The sequence below is a fragment of the Paenibacillus sp. LPE1-1-1.1 genome (assembly GCF_040676435.1).
In the GTDB taxonomy this organism is placed as follows: Bacteria; Bacillota; Bacilli; order Paenibacillales; family Paenibacillaceae; genus Pristimantibacillus.
Window position 1 is genome coordinate 727893 of sequence record NZ_JBEGHY010000001.1, and the last position, 20540, is coordinate 748432.

Below are 20540 nucleotides of genomic sequence, written 5' to 3' on the forward strand. Positions count from 1 at the left end.
ATTAACGATTCCTCCGGGTGTTAGGTTTTGTGTGCAAAAGTAAATATAGAAAAAACGGACCTCCAATTGCCGCTACGACAACGCCTGCCGGGATGGCACTCGGCTGAAAAAGCGATCTGCCAACGGTATCTGCCGTTACAAGAATGACAAGGCCAACGAGACCGGCGATCGGCAGAAAATGCCGATGCTGCGGCCCAGCCAGCCGCCTCGCAACATGCGGCGCAATAAGACCGATGAAACCGATTCCCCCGGCCATCGACACGCTTGCGCAGGCCAAAGCAACAGCAAAGCTTGCCAAAACTAAGCGGCTTCGCCCGACCTGGCTTCCGACGCCTAATGCGGTCTCATCACCAAGGGCAAATAAATCGAGCGAGCGCGAACGCATATAAATGATCGGTACAAGCAAAACAATCCACGGCAGCAGCGCCCCCGCATTCACCCATTCCCTGCCCCATACGCTTCCGGCAAGCCAACGGGCTGTGAAAGCATACGTATCCTCGTCAAGCCGGAGCGAGAGAAACAACGTAAATGCGCTGACTCCTGCTTCCACTGCAATGCCGACTAATAGCAAACGAATCGGAATCAAGCCTTTAAACCGGTCGTAAGCAAGGAAAAATATAAGAACCGATATAGCCGCCCCGCCGGCAAAGGTAAACAATGGAATAAGCAGCGCCGCAGGACCTTCCATGGTTCTAAAATAAGTAACAAACATAATTAAACCCAATGCCGCCCCTGCATTTATGCCCAGAATTCCCGGATCTGCAAGCGAATTGCGGGATATACCCTGCAAAACCGCTCCTGATATGCCAAGACCGATGCCTGCAAGCGCAGTAACAACGATACGCGGCAGCCGATATTCAAACAGCACAAGCCTCTCGTCTTCAGTGCCGCCGCCAAGCAGCGTCCTCCAAATTTCAGAAAGAGACAATCGGATCGTTCCGGTATTTAAACTCACAATGACAACAACGATGGCAACCGCCATCAAAACAATCCCTATGAGAATTGCTCTAGCTGCTCGTTTTTGCTCCAAGCTAGCCATTCTAAAGCTCCCGCCTTTCTTGCCTGGCCAGATATAGAAAAAATGGCACGCCTACTAATGCAACCATCGCGCCAATCGCAAATTCCCGCGGCGGATTAACCATGCGAGAAGCAAAATCCGCCCAAACGAGCAGGATCGCGCCAAGCAAGGCTGAGAAAGGTATCAATTTCCGGTAGTCTACGCCGATCAGGCGCCGGGCGATATGCGGCACGACAAGCCCAACAAATCCGATTGAACCCGCAACGGCCACCGAGGCTCCCGCAAGAATAACCGCAGCCGTCATTCCCAGCATTTTCACCCTTCCCGTATGTATACCGAGACTTGCTGCCGTCTCATCGCCAAGCGACAAAAAAGAAATGGATCTTCCCATTGCCGAAATTCCAATAATTACGGCCAGAACAATGGGCGCAAGAAGCTTAAGTTGCTCCCATTTCACTCCCGCAACCCCGCCGGCGTACCAAAAAGCGAGGTCTTGGCTCAGCTCGTAATAAATAGCAATCCCGCTGCTAAAGGAGTGGAGAATCGCAGCAAGGACGGCTCCCGCTATCGTTAACCTAATGGAATTCATTCCTCCTTGCGTTGCCGATCCTAGCAAAAGAATGAGCAATGTGCTGAGCGCAGCCCCGGCAAATGACATGAGTATAAGCTGCATATAGGTTAGATTCGGCAAAAAAGCGAAACAAAGCGCAACGACGAATGCTGCCCCCGCGTTTACGCCCAAAATGCCGGAATCCGCCATCGGGTTTCTTGTAACGCCCTGCATTAGCGCGCCGGCAACAGCAAAGGCCATGCCGGTAACGACTGCGCCAAGCACGCGCGGGAGCCTGTATTCCTGTATAATTTGATGGGCAGTCAAATCCGGATTGTAATGAAAGACGGAAGCCCAAACCACAGCAATGCTTAGCTCCTTCGCCCCGAAGGATACCGACAAAAATATGGATAGCAAGAGTACGGCCCCGGCCGCCGTGAACCAAACGCCGGTCACCCATGATTTCATCCGTTTCATCTCTCTATAGATCTCGATATCCCCCCAATTTGATAATATTGATAATCATTATCATTATTTAATTATAACTTCCCCTCATAACCCGTACATGACATATTTCAAGAATCATTCATGGATTATTCCAAGATGGACACACTTCGGCTGCTGTCAAAGGAGCAGCAGCCGCTCGACCTCTTCTAATTGTTGGTTAATTCCGTGCGGAGCATACACGATCCACTTCGCCCAATCCAGAAAAAAAAGCTTACCGCTTATAATAGCCGGATGCTTTATCCAGTATGGATTTGTTTGAATATATTGCAGAATTCGCCGGCGGTCATATTCCGTCTCGCAGGATATAAATAAATAATCCGCTTCAAAATCTTTGATTTCGTCCGGTTTAATAGACATCCAATTGAAACCTGTTCCTGCTGCGTGAGCTCCCTGCGCTTGTCTAATCCGATCAGGCATGGCCAGCTGCAGCGAACGGTAAAATACATGCCCGATATTCCTCGTCCCGTACATTCTCAGATCATTTTTACGGGAAACGCATATGGCAACGGAGGCATCACCAATTAACGCCTGTACTTTTTTTCGCAAACGCTTTGAGCTCCGTTCGTGGTTATCCATCCAGCGGAGCGATGACGATTTCCTGTCCACCAGCTCAGCGATCTCTTGATGATGGGCATATATATCTTTGCTCGCCCAGGAAATCGGGATGATCGGAGCGATATCGTTAATATGGGCTTTCGCTTTTGCCAACACATTGTCCTTACAGAGGATTAAATCAGGCTTCATATCGCTGAATGCCTGCCGGCTGATATCCCAAGGATCCGATGCATGCTTCGGCAGTGTAAGCTCCCTAGTAACGAGCGGCATAAAACGATGTACCTGCGCTGCGCAAGGGTGAAGGCCAAGGGTATAAAGATGGTCCGTATAAGGCGAGGAAAGGGAAATGATGTTCAAATCCTGTTTCTTTGTATAAATGGTTGGAGAATACCCGTTTGTTTCCTTAAATCGCCGGCTAAAATAAAACTCATCCTCGTAACCCACATCGGCAGCGATATCATTAACCGGCTTATCGGTTGTCAGAAGCATCTCTTTCGCTTTGTTCATGCGCAAATGGGTTAAATACGACACGGGCGTTTTATCCATCGTTCTCTTAAAGATTTGCGAATAATAAGACGGATGAAGCCGCGCTAATTCAGCCAGCTTATTGACTCTGATTGCTTCCCGGTAATGGCTTTGCATATAATCAACCGTCAATCTTAGCCGGTCTGCCATCTCGTTATTGTCGGCAGGCTCCGCATGCCTAAGCATCGCGTTCAGCAAATCAGACAAGTAATGCTGTGCAAGCAGGTGGCTTTGCCCGCTGTCTTTCTCCCCGGCAGCGGCCAGCAAATATAAATAACGCTTGAAGAGACTTCCGTTCATTTGCAGCTTCCCTTTCAGCGGAAAAGTAAGCTCGCGCCGATAGGATCTCCCCACTTCCGTTCGTTCCGTCAAGCGGTACCAATCAAATGTTACCCAATATAGCTCCGTGCCAAGCAATGGCAAAAGCTCCATATCCGCAATCGTTCCCGGGGCAAGCATATGCAGCGAGTCCCGCTCCAAGATGCAAGATTGTCCATTTATCGTTAAATGCCCTTCGCCTTTGGCCAGATAAAGCAAAGTATGCCGGGCTAACGGCGTGTATCCGTCAACCCAGCCTGGCTTCTCTATTCCTGTTCCCGCATGTCCGATTTCAAAAATGACATCGCGCAATAATTGATAATGATCAAGCGTGCTCATTTCAGCCGCGCTCCTCTCCTTAACCTTACCGCTGCCTTCGACAGCAATAAATGAAAATCATTATCAATTGTAATGAAAAACTATGCTCAGTACAACGCTTTTATTTTGTATATTTCTTCAAAATAATAACCGCGTTATGACCGCCGAAGCCAAAGGAGTTGGACATGCCGACTTCGATATTCGCCTGACGTGCTTGGTTCGGCACGTAATCGAGATCGCAAACGGGATCAGGCGACTCTTGGTTGATTGTCGGCGGGATCATGCCCTCCTGTATGCTTTTCACCAAAGCGATCGCTTCCACTCCGCCTGCTGCGCCGAGCATATGACCTGTCATCGACTTGTTCGCAGTCACTGGAATGCGATAGGCTTGCTCGCCGAACAGTTTTTTGATCGCCGCGGTCTCCGAGCGGTCGCCGATTTCCGTGCTGGTAGCATGCGCGCTGATCACATCAATCTGGTCAGGCGCTAGGCCCGCTTCTCGCAAAGCATGCTTCATTGCTTGGTAAGCACCAATGCCTTCCGGATGCGTGGCGACCATATGATAGGCATCTGAGCTGGCGCCGTAGCCGACGACCTCTGCATGAATACGGGCGCCTCTGCGCTGCGCATGCGATAAAGACTCCATCACAAGTATGCCGGCACCCTCAGCCATCACAAAGCCGTCGCGGCCGGCATCGAAGGGCCGGCTTGCCTGTTCCGGCTCCTCGTTTCGGGTCGAAACGGAGGTTGCGTTGCCGAAGCTAGCGAGCGATATATCCGTAATGGCCGCTTCCGCGCCACCTGCGATGACTACATCCGCGCTGCCTGAACGGATAAGCCGCCAAGCTTCCCCGATCGCCGTATTCCCAATGGAGCATGCCGTTACCGGAGCCATGGAAGGACCCTGCGTGCCGAAACGAATGCTGATCATGGCTGCGGCCATGTTTGCGATCATCATCGGGACGAGAGTCGGACTTACCCGTTCAGGTCCTCTCTCATGCAAGAGCTCGGCTTGGCCGAGCAAGGTTTGAATGCCGCCGATGCCGGAGCCTACATAAACGCCTACGCGTTCACGATCCGTATCGTCCATTGCAAGAGACGCATCCCCCAGTGCCTGTTCAGCCGCTGCAACCGCAAATTGGCTGAAACGATCCATGCGGCGGGCTTCCTTCCGTCCGAACAGCGCCTCTGCGTCAAAATCCCGCACTAGGCCTCCGATTTTCGATTTATGCTTACTGGTATCGAAAGAATCGATTGATGATATTCCAGATCTCCCGTTTACTAATCCGTCCCAAAACTGTTCTACGTTGTTTCCCAGCGGCGAGATAACGCCCATCCCTGTAATTACGACTCGTTCCATCGTGAATCCTCCTTCGCAAACTCCTTTATGGATTGTAGTTTGTCATAGAAGTTATCCTATTACAAGTTGTAGTTTATTATAGTATAATGAGTACCACGATATTGGAAGAACGGGGATGACAAGAATGATTAACCAAGAAACAAGATTGCAGGCTCTCTCTTCGTTCTTAAAATCAAAGCGCGCCAAAATCTCGCCCGAAGCGGCCGGATTTCCTTCCGGCACCCGGCGAAGGACACCAGGCTTACGCAGAGAAGAAGTTGCGCAGCTTGCAGGCGTAAGCCCAACCTGGTACACCTGGCTCGAACAGGGCAGGGATATTAAAGTATCCGGCTCCGTTCTCGATTGCGTGGCTGCCGCCCTGCAAATGAATGAAGACGAGCGAAAATATTTATATGCCCTTGCCATAGGGTCCGGACATATCGCCCATGCGTTGGACGAGGAGCATTCTGAAATGACGCCTTCGCTCAAGCGCATACTGCAGGAGCTGCGTTTTTGTCCAACCATCATATCGGATCGCCGCTGCCAAATTGTCGGCTGGAACGCAGCTGCCTCGCATGTATTTATGGATTTCGAACAAATTCCTCCCGAGCAGAGAAATATGATCCGTCTGTTATTTACGCGGAAAGAGTTTCGCAGGCTTGCGGGAAATTGGGAGCATTTTGTAGGCGGCTATCTTGCCATCTTCCGCGCCTATTACGGCCAATATGTGCAGGATGATTGGTATGAGCGGTTTATTGAGGAAATGAAAGGCAGCCATCCGGAGTTTCAATATCTTTGGGAGCAAAGCCAGGTCAGCTCCGCTCCGGATGTGCTGCTTGAGTTTCGGCATGCGAAGGTGGGGAAAATGCTGTTTCACCTGACTTCTTTTCAAGTGCAGGGTCCATCCGATTTGAGATGCAGCGTTTATACGCCGGCGCCGGAGTCGTCGACCGAGTCCAAGCTGCGCCGGTTAATGGAAAAACAAGACTAACGGCAAATCCGGCGCGTTTGGACTTTATGCAAAATGATACGGGGCATTTATCCGAATGACACCGTCCGATCGCAAATTTTGTTCACAAGCGCATGATCATGGCTAATGACCAGCAAACCGATTTGCCTGGCCGCTGCGATATCGAGCACGGTATGCCAGATTTGAGCCTGCGTAATCGCATCCAGCATCGTCGTCATTTCATCCGCGATCAGAAATTTAGTACCCGGCCCGAGCGCTCTGGCGATGCAGCAGCGCTGCAGCTCCCCGCCGGACAATTCGTTCGGATAGCGCTGCAGAAAGTCCTCTCTGATCCCGAGCGCTTCAAGCAGCGAAGCATCCGGAGACCAGCCTTCTGCCACCGTTTTAGCCAATCGCCATCTTGGGTTGACCGCGCGCTCCGGATGCTGGAATATCATTTGAACCGGATCATAGCCGCTATTTTGCTTGCTTCGGCCCGCTACGGTTACCTCGCCCGTGATTGGCTTCGCATAACCTGCCAGCAGCCGGCCCAGCGATGTTTTCCCGCTTCCGCTCGGACCGGTCAGCCCAACGGTTTCTCCCGGCTGCAGCGAGAGGTTAAAATCCGTAAACAACCATGGGCCTCCTTCGTATCGCCAGCTAAGATTCCTGCCTTCAAGTCGCATGCAGGCACCTCACGATCCCGCCTCGAATGGATCGAGGCTCCGGCCGAATCGTCCCGCATTGCTCCTCGGCGGAAGGACAGAGGTCAACAAAGAGACAGCCTGGCTGAGCAGAGCTTCTTGCAGGCTGCGATCCCGCTAGCGGAACAAAACCGTTTTGCGGCAGCGCGCGCCATAACGCTTGGCTGTACGGATGCCTCAACCGCTCGCCATTTCCTTTAAAATCACTGGCTGGAGCAAGCTCGACCGACGTTCCCGCATAAAAAACGGCAACCTTATCCGCTATTCGAACAGCCGCTTCAATATCATGCGTAATCAGCAGGACGGCGCAGCCTCCTTCGGCCAGCAGCTTGAATTGCTTCAGCGCTTCTTCGACATCGCCCGGATGCATGCCCGGAGTCGGTTCATCCGCAATAATGAGCCGTGAACGGCCAAGCGCTGCCGTCGATACAAGTACCTTGCGGGCCATGCCTCCCGAGAGCTGGAAGGGAAATAGCCGGTCTACATGCTTACCCAAACGAAAACGCTCGAACAAGCTTTTGCGTTCCATATGCTGTTCCTTGCCATCCTCCTTCGTCCGCAGCAGCTTGCCTACCCGCATGAGCGGATTCAAATAACTGACGGATTGCGGAACAAAGGCGATTTCACGGCCTCGATAGCCTCTCAGCCTAGCTTCGTCAAGCGGCTCCCCGCCGTAGGAGATGCTGCCGGACATAACGACATTTTTGGGGAGAATGCCCATGATCGCATGGGCGAGCAGGCTTTTTCCCGATCCGCTTGCTCCGACGAGCGCAACGATTTCTCCTTCGTTTATCGCAAAATCGAGCTCTTCGATAACGGTGGCCTTATCCTGTCGGCTTCCCTTCGTGTATTGCATGAACGAAATCGATAGTTTATTTACCTCTAACAAGGGCACGGGTTTCCCTCCTTTCTAATTGATATGACAAGCGGAATGCATAGCCCTCAAAGATGGGTATTGCGAGGATCAACCAGCTGCCGGAGATGATTGCCCAGCTTATCGAAGGCTCTAACCGTGAGCAGCAGTCCTATTCCCGGGAATACGGCAAGCCACCACATGCCGCTCGATAAATAACGCATTGATTCAGAAAGAATGATGCCAATCGCCGGCTGATGCGGGGACATGCCTAGGCCAAGGAACGTTACGGCCGCTTCATGCAGCACGGCATGCGGAAAAAGAATCAGGAATCCCACAAGCAATTGCGGCAGCAAATGCGGAGCCAAATGCCGCGTCGCAACGGCATAGCGGGAGCTTCCGAGCTTCCGGGAAACGAGTACATATTCCGCGGACATCAGCTGCAGCGCTTCTGCGCGGATGATTCGGGCAAGGCCTGGCCAGTGGGTAAGCATAATGCCGATCGCAACTCCCTTCAGACCGCCTCCGCAAACAAATGCGATAAGGATGAGCATGACGAGATGGGGAACGCTTAAGAACACATCGATCAGCCATGTGATGATTCGATCCGCTGTCCGGCCAAGCGAAGCGGCCATAAGCCCCATGATGGCAGCGATTGCGACACTGCATGCCGCACCGAGCAACCCCACCTGAATGCTTAAGGCAAGCCCTTTTACGGTTCGGGAGAGCATATCCCTGCCCAGCCAGTCCGTGCCGAACAGGTGGGCAAAAGATGGCGGCAGGTTACGGCTTTCCAGCTGAACGGAGAGCCCCGATGCGCCAAGCAGCCAGCTGCCGATTCCAATGCTTGCAAGCAGCGCTGCCGCAGCTGTCGCGGATGCAAGCGTCCGCTGCCTCTCGTTCCAGCGCTTCCGCTTGTTCTTCTTTTGAATGGCGGCCTGTTGATTCATCTCCGCATCTCCTTCCCCAGCCGCAGCCTCGGATCCACCATGCGGTAAAAGTAATCTGCTAGGGCATTTCCAGTAAAAACAAACAACGTACTGCACAGAACGAGTCCCATAAGCAGCGGCACATCTCCTCGCAGTCCCGATTCTACTGTAGCTTGCCCAAGCCCGGGATACGAGAATACCTGCTCGGCGAGCACGGCTCCCCCGAACAGTTCACCGAATGAAGCAAATTGCAGCGTGATCGCAGGCAGCGCAATATTGCGCAGGCTGTGTCTGAAAAACAAGCCTGCTCCTCTCTCGCCTCTCGCCCTGGCAAATATGATATAGTCGCTATCCATTACATCGATCAGCTTCTGCCGCGTATGCAAAGCGATAGGCGCAATCCCGACTACGCTCAGCGTGATCCCGGGCAAAATCATATGACGGATAAAGTCCCCTGCCGTGACGCTCCCTGCGAGCATCCCCGCCGGCACGCCAAGCCCGACAGGCAGCCATCCAAGCCATACCGCAAAAATCATCATGAGCAGCAGCCCGATCCAAAAGGCCGGCGTCGAGGCAAGCGTATAACAAAAACCGGTGATCATCCGATCGAACCAAGTGTCTCTTTTTAATGCCGAGACTACCCCGGCTGCGAAACCTAAGACGCCCGACAGCATCCAAGCGAACGCCATCAGCAAGGCCGAATGCATGAATCGCTCCGCGATTACCTTGGTTACGGCCTCCCGGTAAATCATCGAGGTTCCCATATCTCCTTGGAGCAAAGCAGTCCCCCACTTGAAGAATCGTTCGGCAAACGGCCGATCAAGCCCCCAATATGCGGCTATCGCTTCCCGCTGCTCCGCTCCGACACGCATCACATCCGCCCCGATATAGGATTGTACGGGATCGATGGGCGACATGGCGACAAGCGCAAAGGTAATGATGCTGACCGAGGACAGCAAAAGAAACAGACGTATCATTTTTTTACCTATAAAAACTGCAATGCCTTGAATCATGCCTGAACCTCTTCCCGCTCTCTACTGTATCCAGCTCCAGCTTTCGATATTGTCCGTAACCGGCCATCCGTGTCCATGCGGCTGAATGCGCTGCTTGCCGATGTCGAGTCCATCCTTTACCAAATAAAGATGATCGATATTAACAAGCCATGCCCATGGCGCGTCGCCCTGCACGCTCAGCCCTGTTTGGCCGTCCCACTGCGCTTTTTTCCAAAAGGACAAAGCTTCTTCTTCGGTACGGGCATCTAGCGCTTGCTCAAACTGCTTATCTACGCTCGAATTGCTGTAAAAGCCTGTATTGTAATAATCGACGCCGCCAAATGCACTGCTGTAAAGATTGAACATTTCCAGCGGATCATGGCTTCCCCATCCTAACAGGACCGCGTTTGCATGCATCTGCTTCTCGATCTCATCCCAGCTCTTGCCTTCGACGTTGATTTGAATGCCAGCTTTTTTTACCATATCGGCGGCCGCCAATGCGAGTGATTGACGGGTTACGTCTCCGGAAGGATAAAGCAGCGTAAACTCCGCTTTATGCGTTCCTTTCTCGACAATACCGTCCTTATCGCTGTCAACCCAGCCGCCATCGGCTAATATTTGCCGTGCAGCCTCCGCATCGTTGTCCTTGATCACGGTGTTCTCGTTCCACCAGGGAAGACCGTCATTCGCCGTGAAAGCTGGAGACCCGTACCCTTCCAAAATGCCCTTGACCAGCTGCTGACGGTCAATGACGGTGTTGACCGCTACACGGATCGCCCGATCGGCCGTAACGTCGTTCCCGATCTCATAGCCCTTATCCGTTTTGCCGCCAGCCTTCACATATGGAAAGGCGATTCCCCGGTTATCGACCGACTTGACCGCTTCGAGACGCATCCCCGCCACCTCTTGATGACTAAACGCGGAAGGAATGTAGGCCACATCGACGCTGCCCGCCTTGGCTGCCGCAAAAGCCGCATCTTCATTTAAGAATAGAAAGGTCAGCTTATGAATCGAAGGCTTAGCGCCGTAATACTTTGCGTTCGCTTCTACGATCAGCTGCTGTCCGCGATCCCATTGCACGAACGTAAACGGGCCGGAGCCGATCGGGTTTTCCGCATAAGTGCTGCTGTATGCATGTTTAGGAACGATACCGGTTGTGATCAGATAATATACAAAAGTGGATTGGGGTTTCTTTAGCCGGAAAACAACTTGATCCTGCCCTGCTTCCACGCTTGCCAAGTTCTTCAAATCAATGGCTGCTCCGTTACCGGCGGCTGTGTCGAAGGTAAATTTAACATCCTCGGAAGTTAGCGGTTCTCCGTCCGAGAAGGCGACATCATTGCGAAGCTTTACCGTCCAGGTCTTGCCATCCTCGCTAACCTCGTAGCTTGTCGCAAGATCATTTACGATATTTAACTGGTCATCTCGCTTCAGCAGCGTGCTCTGGAAAAGCGGCGAACCGTACCGGCCCCAGCCCTTTGTGGGGTCAAAGCCCGTTTCCGGCTCCGCGCCGATGGCAACGACAAGCTCATCCGTTGGCGGGGAGCTCTCTGCCGGTTTTGCCGTGCTGCAGCCTGCTGCAAGCAGGAGCACTGCGAGCGCAAATGCAGCAATGGAATAAAATCTTCTCATTTCAATCCTCCTGTTTGCGTTATGTTTCGTAACACGATTATGTGATATTGTAACACGATGCACTTGCGATTTCACCCTATTTTCAAGCTCGAAAGTCAAATAAGGCCGTAAGCACGTTTTTGTGCTCACAGCCTCGGGTTATCGATTATCCATTCCCCAACGATCAATCATGCGTATGCTCTTTGCCATGATCATGCTTGTCCGCATAGGTCACCGAAAGCTCGGCATAAATGACGCCCTTCTGCGCTTGAATCTGCTGATGCAGCGACCGCAGACGCGCAAGCTGCCCTCTTACGACGATCACCTCCAGGCATTGATCGTGATTCAAATGGACATGCATATTGGAGATGATGTCATGGTGAAAGCGATGCTGTACCTCCATCAGCACGACCGGAAGATCGCTTGCATGATGGTCGTAGACGAGCACGATCGTTCCCGCCACATGCTCCTGTCCGTTCATTCGATCCGGCTCCAGCAAGGCTCGCCTAGCCAAATCACGAATGGCTTCGGATCGGTTTGTATAGCCTTGCTCATCGATATAACGGTCAAACTGATCGATTAAAGGCGCCGGGAAGGATACTCCGAACCGGACCAACTCTTCCTTGTCTGCCATACTTTCACCCTGTCTGATTCATTTTCGAATTTCGTTATCGAAACAACCTTTAAACGATCGGATAATCAATAACGATCACATTATCAAGAATTCCGTCCAGCAAGCTCACGAAGCTCTGATGCGCGGGATGCGGGCCATAATCGAGCAAAGCCTGTTTATCGGTGAACGTTACCCGAAGCCCGAGCGTATAACCTTTGATATTGCCGGTTTCACTCGTTTCGTTATTGCCGGCTGTCAATTGAACAATTCCCGGAATTTGCGACGGCAGTGAATATAACGCATCCAGCAGTTCCTTTTCTTTGCTGGCGGACAATTTTTCTTTAAATTTAAAAGAAACCAAATGCTCAAACATATGACGACAATCTCCCTTCCATGCTCAAAGCGTTAATTCACCTTATCATAACATGCATAAGTCCGTATAAACAAAGGCCGTTACCTATTATACACATGTACAATAGGTAACGGCCTTTCATTTTACAGTGCCTTATTTCATTATCTCTTGATAAATTTTACCCTGCTTACTCGTTATGGCTTACAAGCGGTGGATATTGAATTCAAATGCCAGCTCTTGGTTCGCCGGAATCAAATACTCGTCATGGACAGGCGCACCCCAGCTGTCGTCGCCGCCGACACCCATTTGCCTGCCAGCTACCGTAACTACAGTGTAGTGAACGTTAGGAAGCTCATAATGGTGATAAGCACTCTCCAGCTCAAAGGCTGTGAACGGCGAAATATTGCATTCGACCGGCTGCTTCGCAGGAGCCGTAATCCGAATGCCTTGGCCATAATCATTGCTGATGCTGACACGGCGTACTCCCGTGCGGTTGCCTGATTCCTGTGGAACCACATACCCCGAAACATTATCGGCGGCGTCATTTTGGAATACGCCAAGCCTCGCTCCGAATGCCCGGTCAATATAGTTTTCCTGCGGTCCCATCGCATACCAATCCAAATGGCAATAATCTGCCGGGACCTTGAAAGAAAGCGCAAAGATCGGCAGCTTAGGCAGTCCTTCTGCTCCTTCATAACGTGATTTCACATTCAGGCTGCCGTCTGCAAGCACTTTATAGGCAACCGTAACCAGCACGTCAGCACTAATGCTAAGCTTGTAGCGGAAGGTAACCGTCGCGCTTCCCGCTTGTTCCGATAACTCTACGCCAATACATTTGCGCGTCAGGCTCGCCGCGAACCAAGCGCCGGAATCGAAGCCGAGCGAGAAGCCTTTATCATTATCGGTAGTCGCGCGCCAAAATAAAGGAGCCGGCGGAATCGCAATCATCTCTCTGCCTGCGTAATTCAAGGAAATAAGCGTTCCCGCTTGCTTCGAGAACATGATGCTGAAATCCCGGCCATGTACGCCAATGTTCACATCGCCCTCAACGACTCTCAGCGTCCCTGCTGGTTCTGATTGTGCCGTTTTCCGTTCCGTTACAAACACGAATTGTCCAAAGGAGGTCTCATGGCCCGCATCCGCCCACAGCGTGCCCTCTTTCAATTGAAGAGAGGCATGGAGCGCATACTCGCCCGGCTCGTCTGCGCTTGGCAGCTCCAGCTGCACATAAGCTTCCGATTGCGCCGCAACGTCAACTGCCAGCTTGCTTCGGAAAATCTCTTGGCCTTCAAGATGCAGCGCGATCACCAACTCATAGGCATCCGTGCCTTCGAACAGATTTTCATTGATTACTTTCACGCCATGCCGGTCCGGAATAAGCTTGATATTCTGGTATAAGAACTTAACCTCCTGCATCTTAGGCGATTCCTTGCGGTCCGCAAATACGATGCCGTTCGTACAGAAATTGTAATCCGTCGCGCGGTCGTCGAAATCACCGCCGAAGGCTAGAAACTCTTTGCCGTAACGGTCCTTCTTCACAATGACTTGGTCAATATAATCCCAAATGAAGCCGCCTTGGTACATCTCATATTTCTGTTCCAGCTCCGTGTACTTATGCATGCCGCCAACCGAATTGCCCATGGCATGCATATACTCACAGCTGATAAAAGGCTTCTCAGGATTTTCGTTCAAATATTGCTCAATATCCGCAGGTTTGGCATACATCCTGCTTTCCATATCGCTGGTCGCATTATATTTCCGGTTATGGAACACGCCTTCATAATGGACAAGCCTGCTCGGATCCGTCTCGCGGAAGTAGTTCGATACGTTTAACAACACTTCCCCGGCATAAGCTTCATTGCCGACGGACCAGATCAGAATCGATGGATGGTTCTTATCGCGTTCCACCATGGAAATGGCCCGGTCCATAACGATAGGCTGCCACTCCGGCTTGTTTTCCGGGATATTCCAAGACGGTTCGACAGCGCCCATCTTTTGCCATGAGCCATGCGTCTCCAGGTTCATTTCATCGATTACATAGACGCCGTAAATATCGCAAAGTTCATACCATAACGACTGATTCGGATAATGGGAGGTGCGGACAGCATTCAGATTGTTGCGTTTGATTGCTGCAATATCCCACAGCATATCTTCCTTCGTTATCGCACGGCCTCTGCGGCTGTTGAATTCATGCCGGTTGACTCCCTTGAATACGATCCGTTTGCCGTTTAGATGCATGACCTTATCTTTCATCTCAAAGGTACGGAAGCCGACTCTTTGCGGGATCGCCTCGACAAGATTACCCAGTGAATCATATACCGAAATATACATCATGTATAGATAAGGCTTCTCTGCGCTCCAAGGCGTAACTTTGCCAGCCTCAAGAGAAATAGGCAAAAGGTCGCCGTTGACCGTTTCCGACTTGACCGTCGCTGCGGTATGTCCGTCCGCATCTTTTAACTCGATAAGTATGCTGGACGGCTGAGCTCCGGACATCTTCAAATCCACGCGCAGGCTGCCCTGCGAATAGGTATTATCCAGTTCCGCGTGAACAAATAGATCGCGTACATGGATGCTTGGAACGGTATATAAATATACATCGCGGAAAATTCCCGAAAAACGCCAGAAATCCTGATCCTCCAGCCAACTGCCGGTGCTCCGCTGATAGACCTCTACGGCTAGTTTATTTTCACCCTCTGCCAGAAACGGAGTGAGATCAAATTCTGAAGGCGTGAAGCTGTCCTCGCTGTAGCCGACGAATTCGCCGTTCAGCCATAAATAAAAGGCCGATTCCACCCCTTGAAAGGAAATGCTGACAGGCTTGCCCTTCATATGGGCAGGAACAGAGAAATATTTCACATAGCTGCCAACCGGATTATGATCCTCCGGAATAGCCGGCGGGCGTATGTCGTTATGACCGTCCCATGGGTACATCGTATTTACATATTGAGGCTTGCCATAGCCTTGCAGTTGAATATGACCGGGAACTTCAATGTCTTTCCAAGCATTCACATCATAATCGACTTGGTGAAAATGTTCGGGACGGTCCGCGGGTTTTACCGCGTAGCTGAACTTCCAGCTACCGTTCAGCGGATGGCGCATTGCCATTGGCGCTTCCGCAGCGGCTTCCTCTATCGTCTCGTAATAGCGGTGATCGGAATGCGCCGGCAATCGATTCACGGCAAATATGCTCACGTCAGTGAGCCAGCTTATACTCGGCTTCATCTTATTCATTGCTTTTCCCCTTAAATTTATTTAAAAGCCAGGGGCCGCGTAAGAAGCGCGCAGCCGCCTGACTTTTCGTTTAACTATTTCACTGAGCCTGTCATCCCCGCTACAAAATGCTTCTGCATTAAGAAGAACACGAGCGCGGTCGGAATCGTCGAAATGACGATCGCCGTCATAATAATACCATAATCCGGGGAATAGCTTGATCCTAAGTTGGAAATCAACATCGGGACCGTCTTTTTCTCCGGCGATTGCAAAACGATGAGCGGCCACAAGTAGTTGTTCCAGCTCGACATAAACGTGATGATTCCGGCTGCGGCGTAGGTTGTCTTCATCGTTGGCACATAGATCCGGAAGAAGAGACTAATCTCATTCAGGCCGTCAATCCGGCCGGCTTCAAGGAGCTCCCGCGGAAACATTTTCGTGTTTTGACGGAAGAAGAAAATTAGGAAAGCGGTCGTAAAGGTCGGCAGCACCACCCCTGACAACGTGTCCAAACCGATGAACGGAATGATCTGCGAAATTCCCCCGAACATTTGATACAACGGTACCATAATGGCCGCGAATGGGATCATCATGGAAAGCAGCAGGATGTTAAACACGACGTCCTTTGCCTTGCTGCGGTAAATTTCAAAGCCGTAGCCCGCTAAAGAAGCAATCACCATGGCGAGAACCGTCGTCGTGATTGAAATTTTAGCGGAGTTCAGCAATGCCGGCACGATGTCCACCGTACTGAACAACTGATTGATATTTTCAAATAGCTGGCTGCCGGGAAGCAATCTTCCTTTGGTTACGTCAGCCGATTTATTCGTAGCGCTGATGATCATCCAAAGGAACGGGAAGATCGAAACGAAAGCAAGCACGCTCAGAAAAATATAGACCAAAACACGCTTGAGCTTATCCATTTTTATCACCTGCCGCTTTGAACTGAATGAACGCCAAGATGACGATCATGATAACGATAGAATACGAAACGGTGGCCGCATAACCGAAATCGGCCGAATATTTGAAGGACAGGTTATAGATATACTGGGAGATGGACATGGACGCATTGCCTGGTCCGCCCTTCGTAATATTGACAACCTCGTCGAACAACTGCAGGGTACCGATCGTTGACGTAATGGACGTGAACAAAATGATCGGCTTAAGCAGCGGCACGGTGATTCCGAAAAATTGTCTCGTGGAAGAGGCGCCGTCGATTTTTGCTGCTTCATAAATCGAATGATCAATATTTTGAAGCGCGGACAAGTAGAATATCATGTTATAGCCTGTCCAGCGCCATGTGATTGCGATAATAACGGTTACTTTCGCCCAGAACGGATCCGTGATCCATTGAATTGGCGTTACGATCAAATGAAGATTCGTTAACAGCTTATTGACTAAGCCTTCCGTAGCAAACAAATATTTAAAGATGACAGAGTAAGCTACGAGCGAGGTAACGGCAGGCAAAAAGATGGCCGTACGGAAAAATCCTTTAAATTTCAATTTGCTGTCATTTAATAATACGGATATAAACATAGCGAGTACGATCATGACCGGGACTTGAATAATCAAATAAATAAACGTGTTCTTCACTGCGGTTAAAAACGTCTTATCGCTAAAAAGCCGAACATAATTGTCTATACCGGTAAATTTCAAATTCATGCCTTTACCTGATTTAAACGATAAGAGTAGCGCCTGTATCATCGGATAAAAATAAAACGCCGCAATCATGACAACCGCCAGTGCTATAAACATCCAACCCGTCAAATTAGCTCTAGTGCGAATTCTCACGCCAGGCTTCGCTGCTTTCACGTTAGCCTAACCCCTCTCTTTACGGGAATAAAACCAAAGGGTCTTCCCCAGCTCCTGTAGCCGGATCAAGCAAATGCAATGCAGGAGAAGGAGAAGACCCCGGTCTTATTTCATAGCCGTATGGTCTGTTTTATTTGACCTGCGTTTCAGCTTGCGCTTGCGCGTCGCTGAGCACATCGTCAATTGCCTTGCCGCCCAAATAGTTTTGCATTTCCACAACAAGGATATCTTCAACGGCGTACGTATGCATGCCATAGTTCACGCTAGGAATTTGTTCTGTCCATTTCGCGAAATCCTCGATAACCTTTTGTCCGCCAAAAAACTCATCCGCTTGCTTGTAAGCATCGCCGGCAGCCGCAGCTTTCAACGTACCGATCGCACCGATCTCCGTCACGAGCTTCTGATAAAGGTCGACATCGGAGCCGAAGGTTTGTTTCAAAAACTCTGCCGCTGCTTCTTTGCCGTCAACGTTCATGACATACCACGAGCTGCCGCCCAGGTTTGAAGCATTTACGGAATTCGGGTTGTTAGTCAGCTTAGGGAAAGGAACGACTGACCATTTGCCTGATTGTGAAGCCTCTGCCTTAACGGAAGCCGTGATCCAGTTACCAGTCGGAACCGCAGCAACTTCACCGCTGTTGAAACCGCCGACAAACTGGCTCCAATCGGAAGTAACCTTCACGATGTCTGCGCCCATAAGCTCTTTGTAGGTTTCGAACGCTTCTTTAAGCGCTTCATTTCCTGCAAGGTTCGGAGTCGTGCCGTCTTCCTTCAGGTACCATGAACCAGCCGATTGAATCATCATACGGATCAAGCCAAGGTCATTCGGATCTTGCGTAAGCAATGCCTTGCCTGTTTTTTCTTTCACTGCTTTACCGATCTCAATGAATTTTTTCCAGTCGATATTTTGCAGGTCTTCGATTTTATAGCCTGCTTCTGTCAAATAGTCGTTTCTTACGTACAAGCCGGCTACGCCTGAATCGAACGGTACACCGTATTGCTTGCCGTCTACGCTTGTAGGACCGATTTTGTAATCCGCGAAATCAGCCGGTTTAATGAAATCCGTTAATTCGAAGAAAGCATCCGGGTACGCTTGCAGGAAGCTTTGCGCACGGTAATCTTCGATTAACACGATAGTCGGCAAGCTTTTTGTCGTTCCTGCATTCAAGCCTGCGTTCAATTTTTGAATAATATCGGCCTGTGCGTTTTCCACGATGTTAACCTTCAGGTCGGAATCGGGATTTTTAGTCTTGTAAGCTTCGCTTGCACGTTCCATTGCACCGATGTTAAAAGCTTTATCCCATGCCCATACTGTAATTTCTTTCGTGCCTTCAGCGGCCGTACCGCCATTTTCAGGTGCAGCGTTCTCATTGCTTCCGCATGCTGTCAGCAAAACGAAGCTGGCAAGCATAACTGCGAGTAGTTTTTTCAATTCCATTCAACCCCTTTAAGCTTTGTCTAAGCACATTTACCGGCTAACGGTAATCAGTATAACAATTCATTAAAACGACTCGTTAGCAAAATATTTGTGTGGATTTGTCATTCTATTGTTACCTTTCCCCCCGTAAATATGTAATTAGAAATTAATTTGTTAATTGGTACTTTCTTTAGGTTTTATGAAGAGGCAGCTTGATTTTCACTCTTGTTCCGTCTCCGATATTGCTCACGATAGCAACACCGAATTCATCTCCGTACAGCAGCCTGAGCCGATCATTCACATTGCGAATCCCGATGCCCGAGAAAAAGTGGCTAGAACTGATCGAGCGGTGTGCAGGATTCTCATGATCATAACCCTCCATGCCTACGCCGTCATCGACGACCTCGCACACAAGCGCATTTTCCTCGCGTGAAACAAGAACATAAATATGGCCTTCGCTTCGTTCCTGGAATGCATGGAAGAAGGCATTTTCAATAAATGGCTGGATGATCAGCTTTGGAATGTGGTAACCGTAACAGTCCTCCGCAATAAAATAATTGACCGCAATCTGCTCGCCATACCTTACATGGTTTATGAAAACGTAGTTTTTCAAATTGACGAGCTCTTGGGCTACGGTGATCGTCTCGCTAATATTGCTTACCGTATTTTGCAGCAGCGATATCAGCGCATTAATGGTAGCAGCCGCTTTTTCCTTGTTTCCCTGCTGGACAAGGATTTTGACGGAAGCGAGCGTATTGTACAGAAAATGAGGATTGATCTGCATTTGCAAAGCGGAGAGTTCCGCATTGCGTTGATCCTTCTGCGTCTGTATCAGCTTTCGGATATAATCGTTCAACTCATCCAGCATGTAGTTGTAGGCTTTTCCAAGCTCCTTGATTTCGTAACTGCCCGTAACGGTTATATAATTGTCGAAGTTATTTTCCGCAATGCGGGGCATTTGCCTCGCAAGGAGAGTCAAGGATTTCGTTAATCGCCTGGAGATTAGAAAAACAATGATGAGAGCGGCAAGCACGATCGCAACGCAAATAAGCGCGACTGTCTTGAAATCGACCATCTCGCTCAGCACCTCTTGCTTATCGATGAAATTAACCAGATAAAAGTCATATACGGGTAAATATTCGGACAGCACCAGGCTGTTTTTCCCCAGCACGCCGACTTCTTTATATTTCAGTTTTTGCTTCTCGATTTCTTGCGCATAGCTGAGCAGATCCTGGTGTTCTTTGCCAATCAGATCCGTACGGTTGCTTGAGACAACCATGCCGGAACGATCCAAAATAGCTACGTCATTGCCGCTGCTTGTAAAGCTTGCATAGAATCTCTTGAAGTCGCTCTCCCTTATGGCAAAATACAGAATTCCGTATTGATTGCCGCTCGTCCGCTCCATTAACGCTCTTGAAGCGACGATGACCGGATCCTCATTGGAAGCTCCGGTTAAATTTTCTTTATCCAGCTGGTAGATCAGGCGTTTAGGGCTGATGAGCGTGTTAACCGTCAACAGGCTTTTTCTCAGCTTCTCCAATGAATTCGGCCAATAATAGCTGTCCGTTGAATGGCTTTTTCGATTGATTCCCGTAATGGTCATCGTAACCGGATAGGCCGCGACGTTGGATTGAATCCGTTCCATCTGCTGACTTGCTTGATAATAGCTTTTTAACGAAGCTAAGGTGTCCATTTCCGGATTTGTCAAAAACCCTTTTATTGCCCCGTTCTGCAGAACGTTGTTGGAAGCCGTAACGACCGAATAATTAAATGACTCAAAATTCGCTTGGATTTGGCTGATGATCTTTGAGTTCGTAATGCCGAAGGTATTCATAAACAGCTTCTCGGACATTTGAATCGTGACCAGGGAGGTCAGCAGCGATACCGTGATAATGCTGACTAGCGTTACCATAAACATTTTAATAAACAGACCGTGGTACTTGAATTTATCCAAAAAACCTTTCATCG

At 50.1% G+C, this 20540-nt stretch carries 17 protein-coding genes; 1 reads left to right on the forward strand and 16 read right to left on the reverse strand.

The genetic code is table 11. From position 1 onward, the window contains the following. Position 1: 1 nt before the first annotated feature. The 4 genes from MRBLPE1_RS03455 to fabF all read right to left on the reverse strand — a co-directional run bounded on the left by MRBLPE1_RS03455 (position 2) and on the right by fabF (position 5151). A complete protein-coding gene (locus MRBLPE1_RS03455) occupies positions 2–1039 on the reverse strand; it encodes a FecCD family ABC transporter permease (RefSeq protein WP_364141541.1) in 1038 nt (345 codons plus the stop codon). Position 1040: 1 nt separating this feature from the next. Next, positions 1041–2045, reverse strand: a complete 1005-nt coding sequence (locus MRBLPE1_RS03460) for a FecCD family ABC transporter permease (RefSeq protein ID WP_364141543.1) — start codon at positions 2043–2045, stop codon at positions 1041–1043. A 147-nt stretch (positions 2046–2192) separates the two neighbouring features. Next, on the reverse strand, positions 2193–3812 hold the full coding sequence (locus MRBLPE1_RS03465; RefSeq protein ID WP_364141546.1) for an AraC family transcriptional regulator: 1620 nt from the start codon (positions 3810–3812) through the stop codon (positions 2193–2195). A gap of 100 nt (positions 3813–3912) precedes the next feature. Continuing rightward, positions 3913–5151 carry a beta-ketoacyl-ACP synthase II gene (fabF, locus tag MRBLPE1_RS03470; RefSeq protein ID WP_364141549.1) on the reverse strand — a complete coding sequence of 413 codons (1239 nt, stop codon included), beginning with the start codon at positions 5149–5151 and terminating at the stop codon, positions 3913–3915. 127 nt (positions 5152–5278) lie between these two features. Between fabF and MRBLPE1_RS03475 the strand changes: the two genes are divergently transcribed. Then, complete coding sequence (locus tag MRBLPE1_RS03475; protein WP_364144466.1) at positions 5279–6121, forward strand: helix-turn-helix transcriptional regulator; 843 nt, start codon at positions 5279–5281, stop codon at positions 6119–6121. A gap of 47 nt (positions 6122–6168) precedes the next feature. Here MRBLPE1_RS03475 and MRBLPE1_RS03480 read toward each other — a convergent pair whose 3' ends face one another. The 12 genes from MRBLPE1_RS03480 to MRBLPE1_RS03535 all read right to left on the reverse strand — a co-directional run bounded on the left by MRBLPE1_RS03480 (position 6169) and on the right by MRBLPE1_RS03535 (position 20538). Next, positions 6169–6765 carry an ABC transporter ATP-binding protein gene (locus MRBLPE1_RS03480; RefSeq protein ID WP_364141552.1) on the reverse strand — a complete coding sequence of 199 codons (597 nt, stop codon included), beginning with the start codon at positions 6763–6765 and terminating at the stop codon, positions 6169–6171. Continuing rightward, positions 6755–7678, reverse strand: a complete 924-nt coding sequence (locus tag MRBLPE1_RS03485; protein WP_364141555.1) for an ABC transporter ATP-binding protein — start codon at positions 7676–7678, stop codon at positions 6755–6757. The genes MRBLPE1_RS03480 and MRBLPE1_RS03485 overlap by 11 nt, the downstream gene beginning before the upstream one ends. Before the next feature lie 47 nt (positions 7679–7725). Further along, the gene (locus MRBLPE1_RS03490; RefSeq protein WP_364141558.1) at positions 7726–8586 is read right to left on the reverse strand and encodes an ABC transporter permease; all 861 of its coding nucleotides are present in this window, start codon (positions 8584–8586) and stop codon (positions 7726–7728) included. Further along, entirely contained in the window at positions 8583–9578 is a 996-nt protein-coding gene (locus MRBLPE1_RS03495) for an ABC transporter permease (RefSeq protein WP_364141561.1), read from the reverse strand. Before MRBLPE1_RS03495 ends, MRBLPE1_RS03490 begins: the two co-directional genes overlap by 4 nt. A 21-nt stretch (positions 9579–9599) precedes the next feature. Beyond that, entirely contained in the window at positions 9600–11189 is a 1590-nt protein-coding gene (locus MRBLPE1_RS03500; protein WP_364141564.1) for an ABC transporter substrate-binding protein, read from the reverse strand. Between the two features lie 163 nt (positions 11190–11352). Then, positions 11353–11802 carry a nickel-responsive transcriptional regulator NikR gene (nikR, locus tag MRBLPE1_RS03505; protein WP_364141566.1) on the reverse strand — a complete coding sequence of 150 codons (450 nt, stop codon included), beginning with the start codon at positions 11800–11802 and terminating at the stop codon, positions 11353–11355. A 49-nt stretch (positions 11803–11851) separates the two neighbouring features. Continuing rightward, a complete protein-coding gene (locus MRBLPE1_RS03510; protein WP_364141568.1) occupies positions 11852–12154 on the reverse strand; it encodes a Dabb family protein in 303 nt (100 codons plus the stop codon). Between the two features lie 180 nt (positions 12155–12334). Then, a complete protein-coding gene (locus MRBLPE1_RS03515) occupies positions 12335–15367 on the reverse strand; it encodes a glycoside hydrolase family 2 TIM barrel-domain containing protein (RefSeq protein ID WP_364141571.1) in 3033 nt (1010 codons plus the stop codon). A gap of 74 nt (positions 15368–15441) precedes the next feature. Then, on the reverse strand, positions 15442–16266 hold the full coding sequence (locus MRBLPE1_RS03520) for a carbohydrate ABC transporter permease (protein WP_364141574.1): 825 nt from the start codon (positions 16264–16266) through the stop codon (positions 15442–15444). Next, positions 16259–17098 (reverse strand): carbohydrate ABC transporter permease, encoded by an 840-nt coding sequence (locus tag MRBLPE1_RS03525; RefSeq protein ID WP_364144468.1) that lies wholly within the window; start codon positions 17096–17098, stop codon positions 16259–16261. Before MRBLPE1_RS03525 ends, MRBLPE1_RS03520 begins: the two co-directional genes overlap by 8 nt. 187 nt (positions 17099–17285) lie before the next feature. Continuing rightward, positions 17286–18587 carry an ABC transporter substrate-binding protein gene (locus MRBLPE1_RS03530; RefSeq protein ID WP_364141577.1) on the reverse strand — a complete coding sequence of 434 codons (1302 nt, stop codon included), beginning with the start codon at positions 18585–18587 and terminating at the stop codon, positions 17286–17288. Positions 18588–18762: 175 nt separating this feature from the next. Further along, positions 18763–20538 carry a sensor histidine kinase gene (locus tag MRBLPE1_RS03535; protein ID WP_364141580.1) on the reverse strand — a complete coding sequence of 592 codons (1776 nt, stop codon included), beginning with the start codon at positions 20536–20538 and terminating at the stop codon, positions 18763–18765. Positions 20539–20540 lie beyond the last annotated feature (2 nt).